Origin of the sequence: Mesorhizobium sp. M7A.F.Ca.US.010.02.1.1 (genome assembly GCF_004023085.1) — a bacterium.
In the GTDB taxonomy this organism is placed as follows: Bacteria; Pseudomonadota; Alphaproteobacteria; order Rhizobiales; family Rhizobiaceae; genus Mesorhizobium.
Genome location: NZ_RZRV01000001.1, coordinates 95,242 through 118,075 on the forward strand (window position 1 = coordinate 95,242; position 22,834 = coordinate 118,075).

The following is a 22,834-nucleotide window of genomic DNA, read 5'->3' on the forward strand; positions in this document are numbered from 1 at the left end:
GTCACCTGGCGCGAGATCCTTCACGCCGTCGCCAATAGTCTCGACGACACCCGCCGCTTCAAGACCAAGCCCCGAGGGGAGCGTCGGCGTCTCGATATAGGCCCCCGCGCGCAGCAGCGCTTCGGCGCGATTGAGGCCGAGTGCCTTGACCCGGATTTGAACTTCGCCCGGCCCCGGTGGGGAAAGCGCGACATCCTCGATGCGCAGAACCTCCGGGCCACCATGCTGGTGAAAGCGAACTACGCGTGTCATTCGGGATACTCCAAATCATCTGAACCGAATGAGCTATGCAGCTAGGCTTGCCGGGGATAAATGGCTGTAAGGGAAGAACAGTAGAAACCAGGAGTTTTGAATATGGATCGGCTTGAGAGCATGTCCGTGTTCGTCAGGGCCGTCGACCTCGGCTCGTTCGCAGCCGCCGCAGTCGCACTCGATCTGTCCGGACCAATGGTTGGCAAGCATGTGCGGTTCCTCGAGGAGCGGCTGGGCGTGCGGCTGCTCAACCGGACCACGCGGCGGCAGAGCCTGACCGACTTCGGGCGCGCCTACTATGAACGCTGCCGGGTGGTGCTGGCCGAGGCCGAAGCCGCCGATGCGCTCGCCGCCGACCAGTTTTCGGAGCCACGTGGAAAACTGCGCGTCACCATGCCGGCACATTTCGGCCGCCATTGCGTTGCACCCGTGCTGCTGCGGCTGGCGCGGCAATATCCGATGCTGGAGCTCGACCTGTCGCTCACCGACCGCTTCGCCGATCTTGCCGAAGACGGATACGATCTCGCCATTCGGACCGGTGCTCTGGGCGACAAGGCGGGGTTGATCGCACGCCGCGTCGCGCGCCAGGACATGGTCGTCTGCGCCGCACCCTCCTATCTCAGAGTTCATGGCGAACCGCAGCGTATCGAAGACTTCGCTGATCATCAGGCGATTGTCTACCGCCGGCTCGGCCAAGTCGTTCAGCCGTGGCTGTTTGCGCGCGAGGGGCAATCCGTACAGGAGATTACGCCAACCGGGCGGCTGCGGCTCGACGATCTCGATGCCATCGCCGATGCGGCTGTTGAGAGCATGGGGCTTGCCTGGCTGCCCTGGTGGCTGGTGCGCGAGCGCATTGAAGCCGGCGCGCTGGTCGCACTGTTGCCGGACCAGCCGCGATATCTCTACGACTGCCATGCCCTTTGGCTGCAGACGCCGCATCTGCCGCTGAAGGTGCGGCTGGCCGTCGATGCGCTGGCTGCCGCCTTGCCGAGATCGATGGCCTGATTGCCAATCGCAGCCGCTTTCAGTTGAGGTCGCGCGGATACTCCTTGACCTCACTGCGATCGACGACCACTTCATCTCCCTCATGGGCAGTGATGTGGGTCTCGATCCGCCAGACATCGCGCAGCGCGCGCACGGTCGCTTTCACCGAAAGGCGCGCCTGCCAGTCGCCGCGGCCATAGGACTTTTCCCAGGTGCAGGTGCCGACCGCCGAGTTCGGATCGTCGGGGTGGATGGTGAACCGGTCGACATGCCTCGCCGCAACGGTCATCTGCGTATGTGGATGCCGCACCGTGCCGCCATCATTGACGACCTGAGAGACGGTCTCGCCGGTGACCTGGTCCGCCGACACCGAGCGCTGAAAGCCGTCGCCCTTGGCCAGAACCTCCTGCTCCATCGGCTTGGCGCTTTCAGGTCCCAGGAAGGCCCCTAGCGTGTCGTCCAGCTTCTGCGGTGGGCGTACCGGCAGGATCAGCCGGCTGTCGCCGCAATGGATCGACAGCGTCGCCTGTTCGGCGGTCGGGAAGACGATCGGCCAATGCGATGTCGCCAGTGCCAGCCGGATACGCTCGCCAACCTCGAAACGCTGCCCGCAGCAGCGCAGCTTGATGCGCACCGTTTCCGCCTGGCCCGGCACCATGGGTGCGATGTCCAGATCATCGTTGCGATGGCTCAGGTTGAGGATGCCGTAGCTGATGCGCGAGGCAGCACCTTCAGGGAACACTTGCGACAGCGTGGCGGACAGAAGGGCGACGGGCTTGTCAGAGGAGAGCCTGACCTCGAATTCGGGGAAACCAAGGATCTCGATGGCTTCGGTCAACGGCGCGGTCTCGAAGATCAGGGCATTGCCTTCCTCCGTGCGCTGGTCGACCGGCAAAGTCGGCATGACGCCATAACCGCACCAGGCGCCGGACGACAGGCCGGCCGTCTGCGGCGACGAAATCTCCAGGATCGTATCTTCGCCCCTGGCCTCGCTCAGCACATGCGGCGCAAGGTTCAGCACCTTTTCGCCAACGCCTGGTCCCGGCCACGCCGGCTCCGCCACCCAGCGGCCGGGCCGCTTGGCTCGTCGACAAGGATGCCGATGGCGGCGTCGATTCCGATGCGATCAGCTGGATGTGGGACGTCACCACGGTGCAGGACAAGAAGATCACCGAGGACAATGCCGACGGCATCATGTCGCGCGCCTACCGGCCGGGGCCCTATACGCCGCTGGAAAGCCAGACCTCGTTCTTCGTGCAGACCTATCTGTCGGAACTGCGCTCGCTGATCACCGGCACGCGCGGCGCGACCGTCAGCCAATGGTCTGCGCCGAAGGAACTTTTCGCTTCGCCGAAAGCGGCGAGTTGCAACACGCGCCTCTGACCCGCGGCCGAAGATGCCTCTTTGAGGCGTCGCATTCCGATGCCATATGAAGGGGGGCCGACGGAATGTTGCGGGAGAGACAGTTTATGACCAAAGGTTCGGATCTGTTCGTCGCGGCCCTCGAGAACGAAGGGGTCGAACGGATTTTCGGCATTCCGGGCGAAGAAAATCTCGATATCGTCGAATCCATCCGCCGCTCCTCGATCCAGTTGATCCTGACCCGTCACGAGCAGGCAGCCGCTTTCATGGCCGCCACCTATGGCAGGCTTACCGGCAAGCCGGGTGTGTGTATCACCACGCTTGGCCCAGGCGCGCTCAACCTTTCGACCGGTTCGGCCTATGCGCTGCTCGGCGCGATGCCGATGATCATGATCACCGGCCAGAAGGGCATCCTGTCATCCCGGCAGGCGCGCTTTCAGATCGTCGACATCGTCGCGGCGATGAAGCCGCTGACCAAGCTGTCGCGCCAGATCGTCTCGCCGAAGATGATCCCCTCGCTGGTGCGCGAAGCTTTCCGTGTCGCCCAGGAAGAGCGTCCCGGTCCCGTACATCTGGAACTGCCGGAAGACATTGCGGCGGCCGAGTGCGAACCGATCGCGCTGGTGCCGACGCACCCGGTCGAACTGCCGCTGGCCAGTCCAGGCGCGCTTGATCGCGCCGCCCGTATGATCCTGGAAGCCAGGCGCCCGCTGCTGATGTTCGGCGCGGCGGCGTCGCGACCGCGCGTGACCCCCGACGTCGCGCAGTTCGTGCTGCGGACGCAAATTCCCTATTTCACCACGCAGATGGGCAAGGGCACCGTGCCCGGCGGCACGGAGCTCTATATGGGAACGGCAGCCCTTTCGGAGCGCGACTACGTGCACGAGGCCATCGAGCAGGCCGATCTGATCATCACCATCGGTCACGACACCGTGGAGAAGCCGCCCTTCATCATGGGGGCGAAGGGGCCGAAGGTCATTCATGTCGGCTACCAATCAGCCGATGTCGAGCAGGTCTATTTCCCGCAAGCCGAAATCGTCGGCGACCTCGGCCCTTCGCTGGCGCTGCTGGCCGACCGCATCGAGGGCAAGATCCCCAACGCGCAGGTCCTGCTGCCGCTACGGGAAGGCATTCTGAGCCGGATCGCCGCGCGGGCCACCGAAGATCGCTTCACGCCGCAGCGCATCGTGCACGACGTGCGCGCCGTGATGCCGGCCGACGGGATCCTCGCCCTCGACAACGGCATGTACAAGATCTGGTTCGCGCGCAACTACCGGACGCGCATGGCAAACACGATCCTGCTCGACAATGCGCTGGCCACCATGGGCGCGGGCTTGCCGTCGGCGATGATGGCGGCACTGCTCTATCCGCAGCGCCGTGTCATGGCCATCTGCGGCGATGGCGGCTTCATGATGAACAGCCAGGAATTGGAGACCGCCGTCAGGCTCAAGCTCAACCTCGTCGTCCTGCTGCTCGAGGACCATGCCTATGGCATGATCCGCTGGAAGCAGGCGGTTGACGAATTTCCGGATTTCGGCATGACCTTCGGAAATCCCGATTTCGTCAAGTATGCCGAGGCTTATGGCGCCAAGGGAACCAGGGTTGCAGAGATCGCCGACTTGCGGCCGGCGCTGGAACAGGCCTTCACCGGCGGCGGCGTGCATCTCGTCGTTGTGCCTATCGACTATTCCGAAAACACCAGGGTGCTCGTCGACGAATTGCGCGAGCGTCTGCCTGCGCCGCAGACGCCCTGACGGCAGCGACAAAGCCGCCGTCAGGATTGCTTGGGCGGAAGACCCTACACCTTGCAGTAAGGCGTTACCGGCGCGATGGTGCCGAAATCCTTAGCGATCTCGTAGCCGATGCCGTCGGCCGCCGCCTTGCCTACATAGGAATGGCAGAGTGTGTGGTTGTTGGTGGCGTCGACGCGGATCTTGCCTTGCGGTGCGTCGAACTCGATCGACGGCAGCGCGGCCAATACATCGTCGTCCTTCAGCGATCCCGCCTTCTCCGCGGCCAGCGCGTAGAGATGCAGGCCGTTGTAGCCGGCCTCCCCGATGCCGTTGACCATCTTCTCCTGGCCGAATTTCTCACGGAAGCTGGAGATGAACTTTTTGTTGACCGGATTGTCCAGCGCCATCCAGTAGGGCTGCGGCGCATAGGTGCCGGCCGCAACGCCGGGCGGCAGCGCGTCCTTGTTGAAGACCTCGTCGAGCGGGGCGATCAGCGGCTGCTTGATGTCGAAGCTGCGATACTGCTTGAGCTGGGTGACGGCGTCGTTGCCGACCACCATCGACCAGACGACATCGGGCTTCAGCGACTTGATCTTCTGGAAGGCCGGGCCGAAATCTGTGGTCCCGAACGGATAGTAATCGGCGCCGATGATCTTGCCGCCGGCCTTCTCATAGGCCGCCGTGATCGCCTCGGTCATCTTCTGCGGCCAGGCATAGTCCGAAGCCATGACATAGATCGTCTTGCCGAGGTTCTCTGCCACCCATGGCATCATCGGGTCGACCTGCTGCATCGGGATCGGGCCGGTGGCGACGAAGTAGCGGTTGCATTCGCCGCCTTCGAAATTGGTCGGGTAGAAGAACAGCTTCTTGGCCTTCGAGGTGACCGACAGCGTGGCGCTGCGCTCAGGCGAAATGATCGTGCCCATGATCACGTCGACCTTGTCTTCGTTGATGAGCTTGCGCGCCTTGTCGATGGAGCCCTTGGTCGTGGTCTGGTTGTCCTCGATGATGAGTTCGACCTGGCGCCCGCCAATGCCGTTGGCGGCGTTGAGTTCGGCGGCGGCGAGCTTGTAGCAATTGAGCAACGTCTCGCCGAGGATCGCCTGCAGTCCGGTGATCGGGATCGACAGGCCGACCTTGACGGTGTCGGCGGCGCGCAGGATCGACGGCGCGCCGACTATGGCGAAGGCGGCGGCAGCGCCGCCCGATTTCAAGACAGTTCTTCTGCTTATCATTGTTGTGTTCCCTTCCAGTCCCAGGCGCGCCCCATGCACGCCTTACAAAGCCAACAGGTCCTTCAGCAGGGTCTCGTCGGCGAAGGTCTCAGCAGCACCTTCGTGGACGATCCTGCCCTTCTCCATCACCAGGCAGCGGTCCGATGCCTTGAGAACGAGATCGAGATTCTGCTCGACAAGAATGATCGCGATGCCGCGCTCGCGGGCGATGCGCGGCACCAGTTCGGCGATCGACTGCACGATGTTCGGCTGGATGCCTTCCGAGGGCTCGTCGAGCAGCAGCACCGAGGGCAGGCCGCAGAGCGCGCGGCCGATCGCCAGCATTTGCTGCTGGCCGCCCGAAAGCGTGCCGGCGACCTGCGCTTCGCGTTCGCGCAGGATTGGAAAATAGCCGAAGATGTCGGCCGGAATGCCGCCGTCGCCACGGTCCTTGGCAGCGCGGGTGCCGACCTCCAGGTTTTGCCGCACCGTCAGCTGGTTAAAGATCCCGCGCCCCTGCGGCACATGCGCGATGCCTGCGCGCGCACGGCGGAAAGCCGGCGCGTTGGTGAGATCCTTGTCTCCGAGAACCACCGCCCCGCCGCTTGCCCGCAAGCCGCCGGAGATGACGCGCAGCAGCGTTGTCTTGCCTGCGCCGTTACGGCCGAGCAAGCCCACGACTTCGCCCAGCGCGACGCTGAGGTCGATGCCGTTCAGCACGGGGAGCAGACCGTAGCCGGCCGACACCGCCATTGTTCGCAGCATGATCAGCGCCTCCCCAGATAGACATCGCGGACCATCTCGTCGGTCTCGATGTCATGGAAAGGACCGCTGCGCAGCCGGCGTCCCTGATGCAGCACCAACGTCTCGCAGTTCAGCGCCCGCACGAAGCGGATGTCGTGCTCGACGGCAACGATCGAGAATTCACCTTTGAGTCGCAGCAGCATCTGCGCCGTCGCCAGCGTCTCCTGCGGCGTCATGCCGGCAGTGGGTTCATCGAGCAACAGCAGGCGCGGCTCTATCGCCAACGCCATGCCGATCTCCAGCCATTGCTTCTGGCCATGCGCGAGTTCGCCGGCCAACGTGGCGGCGCGGTTGGTCAGCGCGACCAGCTCCAAGAGTTCGCCAACCGGGCGCGCAGGCGAAGGCGCCCCCCAGCGCGCGACCTTGAGATTATCCTCCACCGAGAGGCTCGGGAAGACAGAGGGGATCTGGAACTTGCGGGCAATGCCGAGCCGGGCGATGCGATGCAGCGGCAAGCCGGCTATGTCGTGGCCGAGGAAGCGCACGCTGCCGCTGGTCGGACGCAGCGTGCCGGTCAGCACGTTGAGGAAGGTGCTCTTGCCAGCGCCGTTCGGCCCGATGATGCAGCAGAGTTCCTTGTCGCGCACCGTGAGGTTCAGAGCCTCCAGCGCCTGCAGCCCGCCAAAGCGGATACCGACGTTCTCGGCCTGCAGCAGGATGTCGCTCATTGCGCGCGCCTCCCGCCCTTGAACAGGCCTTTCAGCCGCGCGTAGATCGACAGGATGCCATCCGGCAGGACGAAGACGATGATGACGAAGACACAGCCGAGCAGAAGGGGCCACAGGCTCGGGTTGAAGCTGCTGATCGTCTGCTGCGCGCGCTGAATGAAGATGGCGCCCAGTACTGGCCCAAGCAGCGTGCCGCGCCCGCCGACCGCCACCCAGACGATCACCTCCGTCGACAGGAGCAGTCCGGACAGGTCGGGCGCCACCAGTCCTGCCATGCAGACATAGAGCGCGCCGGCAAGTCCGGCGATCGCCGCCGACAAGACGAAAGTAACGAGCAGCCGCAACGGCGCATTGTGGCCGAGCGCGGCCGCCCGGACTTCATTGTCCTGGATTGCGGTCAGCACCGTGCCCCAGCGGCCGCGGCTGATCGACCACAGCGCCAGCACCGTCACGGCGACGATAGCCGAGACGAAGATATAGGAGGGCAGATCCTGGCTCAGATCGACATGCAGGCCGCCAAGATCGAACTCGATCGGCGGAATGCCGATCAGGCCGCTGTCGCCGCCGGTGACCGAACTCCAGGAAACCGCGGCCTGCCGGCAGATGACGCCCATGGCCAGCGTGACGATGGTGAAATAGCTGCCACGAATGCCGCCGAAGAACAGGAAGTAGCCGATGATGGCGGCGACGAAGGCCGCACCCGCCACCGCACCGATGATGCCAAGCAGGCTTCCGAAGGGGATGGCATCATTGAGCGTAACCAGCGCCATGATGTAGCCGCCGATGCCGAAGAAGGCGGCGTGGCCGAAACACAGGATTCCGGTGCGGCCCCAGAAGAAGTCGAGGCTCGCCGCGAACAGGCCGAAGATCAGCGCGTCGCGGATCACCGTCAACTGATAGCCGCCGGCAAAGAACGGATAGATGATCGCGAGCGCCACGCAGACGGCAAAGATCATCAGCCAGTTGCGGTCGCGGGCGATCATCGCGACCCTCCGTTGAACAGGCCGTTGGGCCGCAGACGGACAGCGACGATGGCAGCCAGCAGCACGATCGCCTGCGCCAGCGACGGCGAAATCTGATAATTGAGGATGCTGGTCAGTCCGCCGACGAAGACGCTGCCGGCGACAAGGCCGCCGATCGAGCCGACACCACCGACGATGACGACGAAGAAGGCGTTGGCGAGATAGTTCACCCCCATCTGCGGCAGCACGATTGCCAGCGGTGCGACCAGTCCGCCGGCAAGGCCGGCGATTGCCGCGCCGAAGGTGAAGGCGATGGCGTAGGTGCGCCGGGTATTGATGCCGACGCCTTCGGCCATCTCGCGGTTCTGGATGACGGTGCGGATGTCGAGACCGAAGGGCGTCCGGCTGATCAACAGGATGACGCCGAGCAAGGTCAGCATGGCAATGCCGATCAGGATCAGCCGGTAGGCCGGATAGACGGTAAAGAAAAGATCGAGCGTGCCCTCGATCGGCGGCGTCACCGGCTTGGCGCCGAGCCCGAAGATCAGTTCCAGCCCTTGCTGCAGGATCAGGCTGACGCCCCAGGTGGCAAGCACGGTCGAGACCGGCCTGGAATAGAGATGGCGGATGATGGCGAACTCGAGGATACAGCCGACCACCGCGCCGGCAACGGGCGCCGCCGCCAGGCCCAGCCAGAACGAGCCGCCCACGCTCTGGACGAAATAAACCGCGAAAGCGCCGACGGTGACGAACTCGCCATGCGCCAAATTGGTCACGTTCATCAGCCCGAAGCTGATCGCCAGCCCGAGCCCGACCAGCATCAGGATACTGATCAGCGTCAGCGCATTGAGCAGCGTGGTGATGAGAAAATCCATCGCGTCAGGCCGCACTGGCGAGACGTTGGCGCAGGCCGGCGAGCAGGCCTTCGGCGGCATCGATCGCCGCGGCCTGATGCGACTGCAGATCCTGCCCCGCCCATTCGTCGATATGCTCCGACAACGGGTCGACCACTTCGGTGCGATGGTTGGCCAGAGTCTCGATGACGGCATGGCCGCAGAACGGCACATAGCCCTCGGAGTAGCCGCCCTCATGGGTCATCATCAGGCGCCCTTGCGAAGTTTCGGCGGCCAGCGCCACCATGCGCGCGGCGAGCCGCCTGAAGCATTCGCTGTTGAGCATCATGCGGCCGAGCGGATCAAAGCCGGACGCATCGAAGCCGGACGCGACGATGACGAGGTCCGGTCTGTAGGCACGCAGCGCCGGCGCGACGACACGGTCGAAAGTCGCTTCATAGGCGCCGGTGCCGCTGCCCGCCGGCAGCGGTATGTTTATGTTGTAGCCTTCGCCGGCATCTTTGCCGTTGTCGGCCAGCGCACCGCGCCCGGTCGGGTAGAGATTGTCCTGATGCAAGGAAATGGTCAGCACCGACGGGTCGGAATAGAACACCGTCTCGGTGCCGTTGCCGTGGTGCACATCCCAGTCGACCACTGCGGCGCGGCCAAGCAGGCCTTCATGCTGCAGCCGGCGGACAGCGACGCCGATGTTGGAGAACAGGCAGTTGCCCATCGCCTGATCAGGCTCGGCATGGTGCCCCGGCGGCCGCGCCAGCGCATAGGCATTGTCGACGCGTCCGGTCAGCACGGCGCGCATCGCGGCATAGGTGGTGCCGGCAGACAGCAGCGCGATGTCGAAGCTGTTGAGGCCGATTGGCGCCTGCGGCCCGGCGAAACCGGAGCCGCGCTCGCTGAGCATCCTGATGTCGTCAACGTGACGTTGCGTGTGGACGCGCAACAGGTCCTCGACCGAGACCGGCTCGGGGATAATCGGGACGAGATGGCGCGACAGGCCGCTGACCTGGATGAGGTTGTTCAGCCGCCGCTTCGAGCCAGGGGATTCCAGATGGCGGCCGGGTTCCACGAAACGGCCGGGAGGCATCATGTCGGCGCTGGAGCCGGTGTCATGCCACATCAGCTGTTCGTGAAAAACGTAGCCTGTCGCCATTCGCAGCGTCCTCTAAAAACCAGGTGACGCTAGCAGGCTAACGATCATGTGGCCCGACCCGAAAGAGGGGCTGCGCCTGTATCTATGCCCCTCCTTTCGGAGGGGTATAGGCGCCTGCTGACCCTTGCGCGGCGCGCACCGCCTGCACCCGGTTGGATACCGCAAGCTTGCCGAAAATGTTCTTCAGGTGCCATTTCACCGTGGTTTCGCTCACCGACAGCGCCAAGGCGATATCGCGATTGGACATGCCCTCAGTGAGATAGCGCAGCAGTTCGGCCTCGCGCTGGGTGAGCTGTTCCTTCTCAGCGGCTGGTGCGGCCAGCTTGCGCGCCGCCACGGGCATCGCCTGCGCTGCATCGATGATGCGCGTGGCATAGGCTGACAGCGCGGGGTCGGTCTTCGCCTGGGCAGCACGCAGCCGCATCAACCCTTCGACGACAGACCTTCCCTCGTCGACGAAGGAACGGATGAAGCCGGAAGGTTGGGCGAGACGCAACGCATCGAGGAGATTGCGGTCTGCCTCGCGTTGGTCGTGGGCAGCGCTGGCCGCTTTGGCTCGCAGGATCAGCGCCAATATATGGCGACGCATGCGCCCGCTGGTTCTCGTGCGCTCCAGAAGCGCGTCGAAAACCCCCGCTGCATTGGCATAGGATTTTTCCGCCGTCAGCAAACGGCCCTCGGCAAAGAACTCGAACTCGTTTGCGGTGGTGATGACCGTCGAAGTCTCGGTCTCTTCGCCGCGATGCTCGGCCAGCAGCGCGCGCGCCTCGGCATTGCGGTTCTGGTCGAGCAGCACACGTACGCGGTCATGCATGATCATCGATGCCAGGCGGCGATACACCGTGCCGCGCACGCGTTGATAGACGCGCTCCAGCATGTCCAGTGCGGCTTCGGTGCGACCGGTCAGCTGCAGCACACGGGCATAGGTCGGCACGCTGGCAAGGGGATAGACGATGACCGCCGCGCCCTCGATCTGCGGGCCGAGATTCTCGACCAGGGTCAGCGCTTCGCCCGACGCATTGGTCTCGTAGGCGAGCTCGGCTAGCAGCGTTCCGGCCAGGGCCTCGGCATAGGAATTAGCACCGATCCGCGCCCTGGCCTCGATGATGGCGTTGCGCAGCAGCCGCTCGGCGGCGGGCAAGCGGCCCGCCGAACGCTCGACAACGGCCATGTAGCAATTGGCAATGGTGACGCCGAGCAGGCTGCCGCTTCGCTCATGCGCCCGTCGCGCCGCATCGATCGCGGCGCGGGCACCTTCGAGGTCACCCAGCGCATAGAGGTTGTAGCCGATGACATTGGCGGTCGCGCCTTCCATGAACCAGGCATCGGGTGAGATGACGCGCAGGGCCGCAAGTGCTGTGTCGCGCGCCTGATCGAACTGCTCCAGCGTGCTGTGGACGGCAGCGGCGAGAACCACCAGTTCGGCCTCGATCGTTGTGCCGGTCATGGTGCCTGGGTCATTGCTGTCAGTCGGTCCGGTCTCGACCAGCTTGCGCGCATTGCTCAGCGTCTGCTGGGCAATCTCGGGTTGGCTGCTGTGCACCGCCAGCCAAAGCACCACCAGTTGCAGCCGGATGCGCTGGTCGATCAGTTTCCTAGGCAGCAGCGCGAGCAGCTGGCGCACGTAGAGAAGCTGGCACTGGGCGATGAGGTCGAGCGCGTTGTTTTCGACGAATACCGCCGCGCGTGCCTGGTCGCCGGCGGCCAGCGCGTACCCGATCGCCTCGGTCAGCATCTTGCGTTCGCCGAACCATTCGGCGGCCGCCAGATGCAGCGGCGCGATCATCTCCGGTTCGCGCCGTTCCATTTCGCGGCTGAGGAAATCGCGGAACAGATGATGGTAGCGGAACCAGCGTCGCTCTTCATCGAGCGGCACCAGGAACAGGTTGCGCGTCTCGATCTCGGTAATCGCCGCCTCGGCATCCGCCGCGCGCATCACCGCCCGGCAGGCTTCGGCGCTGAAGCGTTCGAAGATCGAACTGTAGAGCAGGAATTTTGCGATTGCCGGCGGCAGCTCCAGAAACACTTCGCCCATCAGGAAGTCGGCGACGTTGCGGTTGGCGCCGGTAAAATTGCCGATGACGGTTTCGGGTGCGTGTGCGGCACTCAGCGAGAGCGAGGCGAGCTGCAGGCCGGCGGCCCATCCTTCGGTACGCGAGCACAAGGTCTCCACTGTGCCGCTGCTGACGCTCAGGCCCAGCTTCTCGTTGAAGAAAGCCTCGGCCTCGGACGAGGCGAAACGCAGATCGTCGGGGCCGATTTCGAAGATGTCGCCCAGCACCCTGAGCTTGCCGAGTTGCAGATCGGGCAGGCTGCGCGAGCCGATGACGAAGGCGACGTTTGCCGGCGCCTGCCGGGTCAGGCGCTCCATGAACCGCTTCACCGCCGTCGCCTCGACAGCGTGGTAGTCGTCGAAGAACAGCGTGATGTCAGCTTCGCGCGCTGCAAGGCCCGTGACCAGTGCCGCGAGCATGACATCGAGCTGGGGGATCGGGCTGGACTGGAAGGCAAGGTCGAGTTCCGCTGGGCTCTGGACGAGATGGCGGAGCGCGCCCACCAGATGCGACAGGAAGGCGCCCTCGTCATTGTCGGTTGCCTCGCAGGATAGCCATGCGGTCAGCCGACCGTGGCGCGCGACCTCCGTGGCCCATTGCGCCATTGTCGTCGATTTGCCGAAGCCGGCGGGCGCGGCGAACAGCACGATCCGCGTGTCGATGTGGCGCTCCAGCGTCGACAGGATGGTCTCGCGGCGCACCCATCGGCGATGGTGCGGCGACGCTTGGCTGACGGATTGCGGAGCTGTTCTCATCTAGGTCCGTGCAACCTGCCGCTTTTCCGGGAAAGCGCGGCTCCCTTGCCATTGCTCCACTCCGTTTCGATCAGCGGAATCTGCGGTGCGGCATCGCGCGGCAAGGTTCCCTTGATCCGGGGATCGTCGATGATCTCAAATCCGGTCGCGAAGGGGACGAACCCGCAGGCACTGTAGAACCCGATGACACTGTGATGATCGAAGCTGCTTGTATGCAGCCAGATGCGGCTCGGGTTGAGACGCCATGCGAGGTCCAGTGCCCCGGCCATCAGCCGTTTGCCGAAACCCCTGCCGGTCAGGGACGGGAACAGGCCAAAATAGGTGATCTCGATCTCGCTGCTGTCGGCGACGAAGAATTCGACCATACCGAGATGCGCGCCGGTCTCGTCATGGCCGTAGTAGAGATGCTGGCGCGGGTCGGCGAAATGCTCGGTGATTTCGGCATCGGACATTTCGGAAACACGGTCCCAAAGCCAGGGCGCGCCGATCTCTAGGAAAATCGCCCGGTAGGAAGCGCAGTCGGGGGGCGTGATCCGTGTCATGGCCAAGGGGTGCGCGAGATCGGGCTGCGGCGAGCGCGCCTCCATCCACGTCACCGCATTGGCAAGCTTGCCCGCCGGCAGGCGATGGTAGCCAATGGCGAGATCGGTGATTTCGGCCGGCATCGTGTCTTCGGTGATCAACGCATTCCTCGTCATGTCTTCCAGAGATAGCAGTATCGGCTTGCTGCATCCGATGCCAACTCCCCAGACCATGGCAGCATTGAACGGCAAGTCCTGGACTGAAAGTTTGGCGCGTATGCCTCTTGCATTTCACAGAAATGGCATATGAGATATGATACACCATTCAGATGAAAGTGAAACATAATGCCTGAGCGGATTGCGGACGAGGCCATTCTCAGCGCGGTCGATGGCGGCTTCGCGCGGCAGGTAGCGTTTCTGCAAGACCTCGTGCGTTTTCCTTCGCAGCGTGGTGAGGAACATGCCGCACAATCGTTCATGGCGGCTGCCTTTGAGGCTGACGGCTATGCCGTCGACATGTGGCGCGTCGATGTCGATGCGATTCGCGACCTGCCGGGTTTTTCACCCGTGGCAGTTTCTTATGACGACGCCTTCAATGTCGTTGCCACGCATACGCCGCGAAACGCGACCGGCCGCTCGCTGATCCTCAACGGCCATATCGATGTCGTGCCGACAGGGCCACTCGACCGCTGGGTGCGCGATCCCTACGATCCGGTGATCGAGGACGGCTGGATGCATGGCCGCGGCGCCGGCGACATGAAGGCCGGCCTGTCCGCCTGCCTCTATGCGCTGGCCGCATTGCGCAGCCTTGGCTATCAGCCGGCCGCGAACTTGTATCTCCAGTCGGTGGTCGAGGAAGAATGCACCGGCAATGGCGCGCTTGCCTGTCTGCAGCGCGGCTACCGCGCCGACGCCGCCTTCATTCCCGAACCGCTGGAGCCGAGGCTGATGCGGGCGCAGGTCGGGCCGATCTGGTTCCGGGTCGAGGTCGACGGCGATCCCCAGCATGCGTCGGGTGCATTTTCTGCCGGGGCCAATGCCATCGAAAAGGCATTTGTCATCATCCAGGCGCTGAAGCAGCTCGAAATCGTCTGGAACGCGCGCAAGGTCGACGACAAGCATTTCCATGATCACCCGCACCCGATCCGCTTCAATCTCGGCAAGATCGAAGGGGGCGAATGGACATCGAGCGTTCCGGCGCGCTGTGTCTTCGAGATGCGCGTCGCCACCTATCCCGGCCAGAGGCTCGAAGACGCCAGGGCCGAGCTTGAGGCCTGTATCGCCGAAGCGGCGCGTGCCGATCCGTTCCTGGCCAATCGCCCACCGATGATGACCTACAACGGCTTCATGGCCGAGGGCTATGTGCTGGAAGGCGCCGACGAGATGGAAGCGGTGCTGCGCCGCAGCCACACCGCCGTGTGGGGCGAGCCGCTGACGGAGCACGTCACCTCGGCGACCACTGATGCGCGCTTCTTCGGCCTCTATGCTGAAACGCCGGCGATCGTCTACGGCCCGATCTGCCGCATGCCGCACGGCTATGACGAGGCCGTCGATCTCGACTCGGTGCGCAAGGTCACCCAGACGATCGCGCTGTTCATCGCCGACTGGTGCGGCCTCGAACCTATCGAGGCCAAGCCATGAATGCAGCCGTCCCCGATGCTTTCGGCGAAACGCTCGCCGAGGACGCGCCCCATGTCTCGACGACCGACGCGCTTGCCATCGTGCGCCGGCACTACGGGCTGACCGGCACCGCGCGTCCATTGCCTGGCGAACGCGACCATAACTTCCACATCCAGACCGACGGCGAGGGCGAGTTCGTCCTCAAGGTTTCCCATCCGGCGGAAGAGGCCGGCTTCACCGACTTCCAGAACAAGGCGCTCGACCACATCCTTGCAGTCGACCCCACCTTGCCGGTTCCCTCGGTGCGCAAAAGCCTTGAGGGCGAAGCGCAATTTACGGCCAGTGTTGGTGGATCGGCACCGCGCATCGTCCGGCTGGTGACTTATCTGCCCGGTCAGCTGCTGTCGCGCTCGCCGACTTCCGATGCGCAGGATCGCAATCTCGGGATCTTCCTCGCCCGCCTTGGCCGGGCGCTGCGCGGTTTCTTCCACCCGGCCGCCGGCAGCGACCTGCTCTGGGATATCCGCAAGGTCGCCAAGATACGACCGATGACGGTGCACATCACTGATCCGGGCCGGAGGGCGATGGTCGAGCGCGCGATCGACTCCTTCGAGCAGCATGCGGCGCCAATCATTCCGACCCTGCGCGCCCAGATCGTCCACAACGACATGAACTCCTACAATGTGGTGATGGACGCGTCGCGGCCGGAGGTCGTCAGCGGCATCCTCGATTTCGGCGACATGATCCATTCGCCGCTGATCTGCGACCTCGCCATCGGCGCCGTCTATCGCTGGCCGGCGCAAGGCCATCCGTTGGCGCCGGCCGCGCGCTTCGTCGCCGGCTATCAATCGGTTCAGCTGCTGGAGGAGGAAGAGATCGGCATTCTCTTCGATCTGATCCGTGCCCGGCTTGCGCTCATCGTCAACATCGCCAGTTGGCAGGCCGAGCGCTTCCCGGCCAAGCGCGACTATGTGCTGCGCCTCGCCACCGAGGTCTGGGCCTCGCTCGAAAAGCTGGATGGTCTGTCATCCACCGATGCCCGCCGCTATTTTCTCGACCATTCCAATCCGGAGTAAATGCTCGTGTCCCAGTCCTCGCCATATCCTTCAAATGCCGACGCGGCTGCATCGGAGCGCGCGCTGCTTGAACGCCGCGCCAGGCTGCTTGGGCCGACCTATCGCGCCTTCTACCGCAACCCTATTCATCTGGTGCGCGGCAGCGGTGTGTGGCTCTACGATGCCCAGGGCCGTAAATTCCTCGACGCCTATAACAACGTCGCCTCGGTCGGCCACTGCCACCCGCGCGTTGTCGAGGCGCTGTCCGGACAGGCCGCCACGCTCAACACCCACACGCGCTATCTCAGCGAGATCATCCTCGATTACGCGGAAAAACTGCTCGGCACCGTTCCGGCCCATCTTGGCCACGCCATGTTCACCTGCACCGGAAGCGAGGCCAACGACCTCGCCATCCGCATCGCCCAGCATTCCAGCGGCGGCACCGGCGTGATCATCACCGACTTCGCTTATCACGGCGCCACCATCGCGACGGCGCAACTGTCGCCGGCGGCGGTCGGAGCAAAGGGCGTGCGCGCGCAGCACCGCACCGTGTCGGCGCCGGACACGTTCCGCGACCATGGCCGGGCCGCGAATGTTTTCGCAAAAAATGTCGCCGCCGCCATCGAGGACATGCGCGTAAAAGATATCAAGCCGGCCGCACTCCTTCTCGACTCGGCCTTTTCCAGCGACGGCATCTTCTTTCCCGATGCGGCGGTGATGCGCGAGGCGGTGGATCACGTCAGAAAGGCCGGCGGCATCGTCATCGCCGATGAGGTCCAGTCCGGCTTCGGCCGGCTTGGCCAAGGCATGTGGGGTTTCGCCAATTATGGCATCGAGCCCGACATCGTCACGATGGGCAAGCCGATCGGCGATGGACACCCGATGGGCGCCGTGCTCGTGCGGCCGCAGCTAGTCGCTTCGTTCGGCTCGAACACCGGTTATTTCAACACTTTCGGCGGCAATCCGGTTGCTGCCGCCGTCGGTCTCGCCGTGCTGGCGGTGATCGAGGGCGAGGGGCTGATCGAGAATGCGCGCAATGTCGGCGCGTATACGAGTGAACTGCTGCGCACCCTGCAGAGCCGGCATGGCGCGGTCGCCGATATCAGGCATAACGGCCTCTATTTCGGTGTCGAGCTGACGGCGGACGGTGACGAGGCGCTGGCCGCCACCAAGACATCGGCGGTCGTCGAAGCCATGCGCGAGGACGGCGTGCTGATCTCGTCCTGCGGTCCGCGCGGCAATGTGCTGAAGATGAGGCCGCCACTGCCGTTTGCCAGGGACAATGCCGAGCAACTGGCCGAGACGCTCGATCGCGCGCTGTCGAACTGGTGATCGGGCCGAACGCATGCTGAAGCTCGAACATCAAACCCTGAATGACCGCGCCTATGGCGCGCTCAAGCAGGAGTTGATTTCAGGCGGCTTCAGCCCGGGGCAGACGCTGGTCATCCGCAAGCTCGCCGAAACGTTCGGCATCTCGACGACGCCAATCCGCGAGGCGCTGCAGCGGCTTGTCGCCGAGCGACTGCTCGAGATGCAGAACAACCGCTCGGTCATCGTGCCGTTGCTGTCCGCGCCCGCCTTCGAGGAACTGACGCGCATCCGTATCGCCGTCGAGGGACTGGCGGGCGAGATGGCGGCGACCAGGATGAGCGAAAGCGGACTGGCTGACATACAGGCGACGCTCGCCGGCATGCAGCGTGCCATCGAGGCCGGCGACGCCAGGGCCTATCTCTCGTTGAACGAGGCGTTCCACTTCGCCATCTACCAGCATGCCGGCGCGCCGATCCTGCTCAACATGATCCGCGACCTCTGGGGGCGGGTTGGGCCTTATCTCAAGCTGCTGATGCAGGCCGATCGCTACATCCCGCAGTCCAACGACGCGCATCGCAAGATCGTCGCCGCGCTGGAGCGGCGCAGCGGTCCCACTGTGCGGACTTTCATAGAAGAGGACATCGCCGTGGCGGCCGCCGTATTATCTGCAAACCTTGACGCTGCCAGGTAGCCGTCGGCCTAGCTCGTCCCGTCCAGCCGGTCGCGCAGCATGCTCCAGCCGAGCAGCATGTTGGGCGCATGCCGCAGCAAGGCATGGAACGGGATAGGCGCCGGTGGCGCGAAGGGCAGCGGCAGGTCGCGGGCCTCGGTTCCAGCGGCCCAGTCGGCCAGCACCTTGCCCATCGCTGTGGTCATGGCGATGCCGCGGCCGTTGCAGGCGCGTCCGGCGATCAGGCCCGGACCGAGGTCGATCAGGTGCGGCAGGAAATCCGGTTCGACCGCCGCCATTCCCGACCAGCTGTAGGCAAGCGGCGGGAGATCGGGCAGACCGAGATGCCGGCCAAGCCTTCGCCAGATCGTCTGCGGTACGCGCGTATCCGCACCGGCGCCAAGGATATGCATGCCGCCGCTGATCAGCCGGTTTTCGGCGTCGAAGCGGAATGTGAACAGATTGCGCCTGGTGTCGCCGACACCTTGCCCACCGGGTAACAGGCGCGCGCGGATTTCGGGCGGCAGCGGCGCCGTGGCGATTTGGAAAACCTTGAGCGGGAAATAGGTTCGCTGCAATGACGGGTTGAGGGACCAGCCATAGGCGTTGGTGGCGATCAGCACCTTTGCGGCGCGTACCGATCCCACCGGCGTTTTCAGCACCCAGCCATCGGCTATGCGATCAACCGAGGTGACGCGCGTCTGCTCGAAGATCTTCGCGCCGGCCTTCTCCGCCGCATCGGCGAGCCCGCGCGCATAGGCGACCGGATTGAGCACGCCGCCGCAACGATCCATCCAGCCACCGACATAACCTGGCACTCCCGTCAGGGCTTCGACATCCTGCCGATCCAATGTGACAGCCGGCCGGCCACGCTGTGCCCATTGCCCGGCACGTGACTTGACCTTCTCGAAGGCGGCAGGCGAATGCGCTGGCTGGATCCATCCGTTCTGCACGGCGTCGCAGTCGATGCCGTGCTGCCGGATCAGGCGGAAGACCAGGTCGGCGCTGCCGGCGGCGAAATCGATCAGCCTTTCGCCGCGCGACGGTCCGAGATGGGCCAGTATGTCGGCCGGGTCCATCTTGGCGAAGTTCGGCACGACAAATCCCGCATTCCTGCCGGTCGCGCCCCAGGCGATGAATTCGGCTTCGAGAACGGCGACGGAAAGGCCTTTCCCGGCGGCGTGCAGCGCGGTTGAAAGGCCGGAAAAGCCGCCGCCGACAATGGCCAGGTCGACATTGAGCCCACCTTGCAGCGCCGGCCGCTCGCGGCGGCTACCGCTGACGGCATGCCAGAGCGAAGCGCCTTGTGCCTCCTGCCGGATCACGGCATTCATGAGCCGGAACTGCTCTCGCCCGCAGCGATCTTCGCCCGCTTGCTGAAGCGGCGCCGCCGCGGCCTGTCGCCGAACAGGCCGTTCGGCCGGATCAGCAGGATGACGCAGAGCATGACGCCGATGGCGGCGATCTGCAGCGCGGCGGCGCGAGCCTGCTGTTCCGGCGGGAACAGGATGCTGGTCAGCGTGCCCGATCCGGCCCATATCGCCCACACCAGGATGCTGCCGATGACGGCGCCAAGATTACTGCCCGAGCCGCCGACGATCAGCATCACCCAGACCTGGAAGGTCAGGATCGGCAAATAATTGTCCGGCGCGATGAAGCCGGTGAAGTGCGCCTGCAGCGCGCCGGCCAGCGCCATGATGGCGCCGCCGACGGCAAAGGCCTGGACGCGGTAGAAACGCGCGCTCTTGCCAAGCGAGATCGCCGCCCGCTCATCCTCGCGCAACGCCTTCAAAACCCGCCCCCATGGGCTGCGCGACAGGTGCTCCAAAGCGAGATAGGCGATCAGCGTCACCACCGATACGACCGCGAGGTTGGACAGGTTGAACAGCAGCGGCGTCTCGGCAAGGCTGCCGAAGGGGCGCGGGATGAAACCGATGCCGAACGGGCCGCCGGTCAGCTTCTGCGCGTTGAGCGCGACCAGTTGCACCACCACGGCGACGCCGAAGGTGGTGATCGCAAGATAGTCGGATCTCAGCCGCAGCGTCGCCATGCCGGTAAGCGCCGCGGCGATGCCGCCGACAACCATGGCGCCGAGCCAGCCGACAAGGATCGGCAGGCCGAAGCCGCCCAGCCGCGCGGCATCGTCCGGTGTGGTCAGCAGCGCCGATGTATAGGCGCCGATGGCGACGAAGCCGGCGAGGCCGACATTGAACAGGCCGGTCAGCCCCCATTGCAGATTGAGCCCCAGCGTGACCAGCGAAAAGATCAGCGCGGTGGTCAGGAAGAAGGCGCCGTAGCCGAGCAGGTCCATCAGCGTTCCCTCACACCAAACAGGCCGATAGGCCGCACGAACAGCACCGCCATCAGGATGATGAAGGAGACGGCGGCGCGCCACTCGGCTCCGATCAGCTGTACTGCACCGGCTTCGGCGAACCCGATGATCAAGCCACCGAGCACCGCGCCAGGAATGCTGCCGATGCCGCCGAGAATGGCGGCAGCGAACATCGGCAGCAGCATGTCGAAACCCATGAACGGGCGGATCTGCACCAGAATGCCGATCATCACGCCGGCCACGCAGGCCAGCGCCCCGCCGATGACCCAGGTGACGCGCACCACGCTGGCGACATCGATGCCGACGATGCGGGCCAGTGCCGCGTTCTGGCTCAGGGCCTGCATCGAGCGGCCGGTTTGCGTGCGCGTCATCAACAGATGCACGCCGAGCACCAGCACCGCGGTCAGTAGCAGCAGGGCGATCTGGTCGGGCGTGATGCGGATGCCGAAGCCGACCGGCATGGCGATCTGGATTGCCCGGCTGAAATAGGTCGGCCGCGAGGTGAAAGTGAATTCGAGCAAGCTTCTCAGCGCCATCGAGGCGCCGAAGCTCGCCATCACCACGATGATCGCCTGGCCTTGCGAGCGAAGCCGCGAAAACAGCACCTTGTCGAGCAGCAGCGCCAAGAGCGCGGTGAAGGCCATGCCGATAGCGAGCGCAACAATGAGCGGCCAGCCGAAGGACAACGGTGCGATCGGCGCCACCTTGCCGACTGTCGCGCCGATGGCGCTGACGACGGCCAGCGTCGCATAGGTTCCCCAGGCCATGAAGTCGCCATGGGCAAAGTTCGAGAAGCGCAGGATCGAATAGGTGAGCGTCACGCCGATGGCGCCGAGGCCGATCATCGAACCCGTCAGCAATCCGTCGACGACAAATTGCAGGCTCATGCCGCACCTCCCGTGTCGGCCTTACGGGGGCGCTGGCCAAGATAGAGTTCGGCGACCACCGGATCGTTCCATAGTTCGGAGGCGATGCCCTCGTGCCGGTCCTTGCCTTCGACCAGCACATAGGCGCGGTCGCCGATGGCGAGTGCCGCCTTGGCATTCTGCTCGACCAAAAGGATGGTGACGCCGGACTTGCGGATGCCGGCCAGCATCTCGAACACCATCGAGACGAATTTCGGCGACAGGCCGGCCGACGGCTCGTCCAGAACCAGCACTTTGGGGTGGACGATCAGCGCGCGCGCGACGGCCAGCATCTGCCGCTGCCCGCCCGACAAATTGCCGGCGGCGGTGCGACGCTGGCGCACGAGATCGGGGAAGGCCGAATACATCTCCTCGATGCGGCCAGGGATCTCGCGCCGTTCGAGGATGCCGCAGGCGACTTTGAGATTGTCCTCGACCGACATCAGCGGAAAGATGTTTTCGGTCTGCGGCACGAAGGCAAGCCCGAGCCGAACCATGGTGTGGGCAGGCGCGGCCGTGATGTCCTTGCCGTCCAGAAACACCGTGCCGCCGGTGATCGGGACGAGGCCGGCGATTGCCTTGATGAAGCTCGACTTGCCGGCGCCGTTGGGGCCCAGCACGACGACGATCTCACCCTTGGCGACGATGATCGAGGCGCCGCGCACGATCGGCACGCCGGGCTCGTAGCCGGCCTCGAGGTCGCGGACATCGAGGACGATCTCGCTCATGCCGCGCCTCCGAGATAGGCCTCGATGACACGTGGGTCGCGGGCGACTTCCTCTGCCGTGCCTTCGCTGAGCAGCTGGCCGCTCGCCATGACGAGGACGCGATGGCAAAGCCGCGTCACCATGTCGATATTGTGCTCGATGAGCAGGAAGGTGATGCCGCGCGCGTTGATATCGCGGATGCGGTCTATGATGACTTCGAGCAGCGTCGCGTTGACTCCGGCGGCCGGTTCGTCGAGCAGGATGATCGCCGGGTCGGCCATCATGACGCGGGCGAGTTCGAGGAGCTTGCGCTGGCCGCCGGAAAGCACGCGCGCCGGCTCGTGTGCGAGGCGGGTGAGGGTGACCAGTTCCAGCAGTTCGAGCGCCTTTGTCCTGGCGGCTCTTTCCTGCGCGGCGACGCGCCATGGCGTGACGAAATTGGCGAGCAGCTTTTCGCCGGCCTGACGTTGTGCCGCCAGCATGATGTTTTCGATCAGCGTCAGATTGGGCAGCGGGCGCGGTATCTGGAAGGTGCGGCCGAGACCGCGTCCGATGCGCAGATGTGCGGCTTCGCCCGAGACTGGCGTACCGTTGAGAAGGATTTCACCGCTGGTCGGCAGGATGCTTCCGGCAAGCAGGTCGAACATCGTCGTCTTGCCGGCGCCGTTGGGGCCGATCAGGCCGAGGATTTCTCCCGCTTTGACTTCAAACGAGACATCGTTGACCGCGACAAGGCCGCCGAACCGCCTGACGACATTTCTTGCCGTCAGAACCGGCGCGCGGGTTTCCCCTTGCCGTTTGGTTGCCTCGCTCATCAAACCCTCTGGCCGAAGACGATCGTTGCCGCCTTCTGATTATTGATTTGTGATCACACTTGCTTTGATCACGCTATTCGGCTTTAATTTGATCCGCAAGCCGAAAACC

At 64.5% G+C, this 22,834-nt stretch carries 22 protein-coding genes; 7 read left to right on the forward strand and 15 right to left on the reverse strand.

Features of this window, described 5'->3' with window-relative positions:
* Positions 1–252, reverse strand: a 252-nt coding sequence (locus EOA19_RS35745; RefSeq protein WP_245486012.1) for an alcohol dehydrogenase catalytic domain-containing protein, incomplete at its 3' end; no start/stop codon positions are given.
* 102 nt (positions 253–354) lie between these two features.
* Here EOA19_RS35745 and EOA19_RS00460 point away from each other — a divergent pair.
* Entirely contained in the window at positions 355–1,257 is a 903-nt protein-coding gene (locus EOA19_RS00460; RefSeq protein ID WP_128302362.1) for a LysR family transcriptional regulator, read from the forward strand.
* Between the two features lie 19 nt (positions 1,258–1,276).
* Here the strand turns inward: EOA19_RS00460 and EOA19_RS00465 are convergent, their stop codons facing one another.
* Complete coding sequence (locus EOA19_RS00465; RefSeq protein ID WP_281040466.1) at positions 1,277–2,299, reverse strand: CocE/NonD family hydrolase C-terminal non-catalytic domain-containing protein; 1,023 nt, start codon at positions 2,297–2,299, stop codon at positions 1,277–1,279.
* A gap of 71 nt (positions 2,300–2,370) precedes the next feature.
* On the opposite strand from EOA19_RS00465, the gene EOA19_RS00470 reads away from it, so the two are divergent.
* On the forward strand, positions 2,371–2,619 hold the full coding sequence (locus tag EOA19_RS00470) for a hypothetical protein (protein WP_245486015.1): 249 nt from the start codon (positions 2,371–2,373) through the stop codon (positions 2,617–2,619).
* An 86-nt stretch (positions 2,620–2,705) separates the two neighbouring features.
* Positions 2,706–4,352 carry an acetolactate synthase large subunit gene (locus tag EOA19_RS00475; RefSeq protein WP_128302363.1) on the forward strand — a complete coding sequence of 549 codons (1,647 nt, stop codon included), beginning with the start codon at positions 2,706–2,708 and terminating at the stop codon, positions 4,350–4,352.
* Between the two features lie 44 nt (positions 4,353–4,396).
* Here EOA19_RS00475 and EOA19_RS00480 read toward each other — a convergent pair whose 3' ends face one another.
* The 8 genes from EOA19_RS00480 to EOA19_RS00515 form a co-directional block, all read right to left on the reverse strand.
* Positions 4,397–5,566: a substrate-binding protein gene (locus tag EOA19_RS00480; RefSeq protein WP_023808839.1), complete on the reverse strand. Its 1,170-nt coding sequence runs from the start codon at positions 5,564–5,566 to the stop codon at positions 4,397–4,399.
* Between the two features lie 42 nt (positions 5,567–5,608).
* Entirely contained in the window at positions 5,609–6,310 is a 702-nt protein-coding gene (locus tag EOA19_RS00485) for an ABC transporter ATP-binding protein (protein ID WP_128302364.1), read from the reverse strand.
* A 2-nt stretch (positions 6,311–6,312) separates the two neighbouring features.
* Positions 6,313–7,017: an ATP-binding cassette domain-containing protein gene (locus EOA19_RS00490; RefSeq protein WP_023808837.1), complete on the reverse strand. Its 705-nt coding sequence runs from the start codon at positions 7,015–7,017 to the stop codon at positions 6,313–6,315.
* A complete protein-coding gene (locus tag EOA19_RS00495; RefSeq protein ID WP_128302365.1) occupies positions 7,014–8,000 on the reverse strand; it encodes a branched-chain amino acid ABC transporter permease in 987 nt (328 codons plus the stop codon). Before EOA19_RS00495 ends, EOA19_RS00490 begins: the two co-directional genes overlap by 4 nt.
* The gene (gene urtB, locus EOA19_RS00500; RefSeq protein ID WP_128302366.1) at positions 7,997–8,854 is read right to left on the reverse strand and encodes an urea ABC transporter permease subunit UrtB; all 858 of its coding nucleotides are present in this window, start codon (positions 8,852–8,854) and stop codon (positions 7,997–7,999) included. Before urtB ends, EOA19_RS00495 begins: the two co-directional genes overlap by 4 nt.
* 4 nt (positions 8,855–8,858) lie before the next feature.
* Positions 8,859–9,980, reverse strand: coding sequence for a class II histone deacetylase (locus EOA19_RS00505; protein WP_023808834.1), 1,122 nt, complete (start codon positions 9,978–9,980; stop codon positions 8,859–8,861).
* A gap of 82 nt (positions 9,981–10,062) precedes the next feature.
* Positions 10,063–12,789 (reverse strand): LuxR C-terminal-related transcriptional regulator, encoded by a 2,727-nt coding sequence (locus EOA19_RS00510; protein ID WP_128302367.1) that lies wholly within the window; start codon positions 12,787–12,789, stop codon positions 10,063–10,065.
* The gene (locus EOA19_RS00515; protein WP_245273050.1) at positions 12,786–13,487 is read right to left on the reverse strand and encodes a GNAT family N-acetyltransferase; all 702 of its coding nucleotides are present in this window, start codon (positions 13,485–13,487) and stop codon (positions 12,786–12,788) included. The genes EOA19_RS00510 and EOA19_RS00515 overlap by 4 nt, the downstream gene beginning before the upstream one ends.
* A 168-nt stretch (positions 13,488–13,655) precedes the next feature.
* Here EOA19_RS00515 and EOA19_RS00520 point away from each other — a divergent pair, with 168 nt between their 5' ends.
* From EOA19_RS00520 to EOA19_RS00535, 4 genes are read left to right on the forward strand one after another with little or no spacing between them, the layout of a single operon-like run.
* Positions 13,656–14,951: an ArgE/DapE family deacylase gene (locus EOA19_RS00520; RefSeq protein ID WP_164892806.1), complete on the forward strand. Its 1,296-nt coding sequence runs from the start codon at positions 13,656–13,658 to the stop codon at positions 14,949–14,951.
* A complete protein-coding gene (locus EOA19_RS00525) occupies positions 14,948–16,006 on the forward strand; it encodes a phosphotransferase (RefSeq protein WP_023808830.1) in 1,059 nt (352 codons plus the stop codon). Before EOA19_RS00520 ends, EOA19_RS00525 begins: the two co-directional genes overlap by 4 nt.
* Positions 16,007–17,317 carry an aspartate aminotransferase family protein gene (locus tag EOA19_RS00530; protein WP_031212279.1) on the forward strand — a complete coding sequence of 437 codons (1,311 nt, stop codon included), beginning with the start codon at positions 16,007–16,009 and terminating at the stop codon, positions 17,315–17,317.
* A 13-nt stretch (positions 17,318–17,330) separates the two neighbouring features.
* Positions 17,331–17,987 (forward strand): GntR family transcriptional regulator, encoded by a 657-nt coding sequence (locus EOA19_RS00535; protein ID WP_023808828.1) that lies wholly within the window; start codon positions 17,331–17,333, stop codon positions 17,985–17,987.
* Between the two features lie 8 nt (positions 17,988–17,995).
* Here EOA19_RS00535 and EOA19_RS00540 read toward each other — a convergent pair whose 3' ends face one another.
* From EOA19_RS00540 to EOA19_RS00560, 5 genes are read right to left on the reverse strand one after another with little or no spacing between them, the layout of a single operon-like run.
* Positions 17,996–19,300: an FAD-dependent oxidoreductase gene (locus tag EOA19_RS00540; protein ID WP_128302369.1), complete on the reverse strand. Its 1,305-nt coding sequence runs from the start codon at positions 19,298–19,300 to the stop codon at positions 17,996–17,998.
* Positions 19,297–20,280, reverse strand: coding sequence for a branched-chain amino acid ABC transporter permease (locus tag EOA19_RS00545; protein ID WP_023808826.1), 984 nt, complete (start codon positions 20,278–20,280; stop codon positions 19,297–19,299). Before EOA19_RS00545 ends, EOA19_RS00540 begins: the two co-directional genes overlap by 4 nt.
* Positions 20,277–21,185, reverse strand: a complete 909-nt coding sequence (locus EOA19_RS00550) for a branched-chain amino acid ABC transporter permease (protein ID WP_128302370.1) — start codon at positions 21,183–21,185, stop codon at positions 20,277–20,279. Before EOA19_RS00550 ends, EOA19_RS00545 begins: the two co-directional genes overlap by 4 nt.
* Positions 21,182–21,931 carry an ABC transporter ATP-binding protein gene (locus EOA19_RS00555; RefSeq protein WP_128302371.1) on the reverse strand — a complete coding sequence of 250 codons (750 nt, stop codon included), beginning with the start codon at positions 21,929–21,931 and terminating at the stop codon, positions 21,182–21,184. Before EOA19_RS00555 ends, EOA19_RS00550 begins: the two co-directional genes overlap by 4 nt.
* Positions 21,928–22,725 carry an ABC transporter ATP-binding protein gene (locus tag EOA19_RS00560; RefSeq protein WP_128302372.1) on the reverse strand — a complete coding sequence of 266 codons (798 nt, stop codon included), beginning with the start codon at positions 22,723–22,725 and terminating at the stop codon, positions 21,928–21,930. Before EOA19_RS00560 ends, EOA19_RS00555 begins: the two co-directional genes overlap by 4 nt.
* Positions 22,726–22,834: the final 109 nt, after the last annotated feature.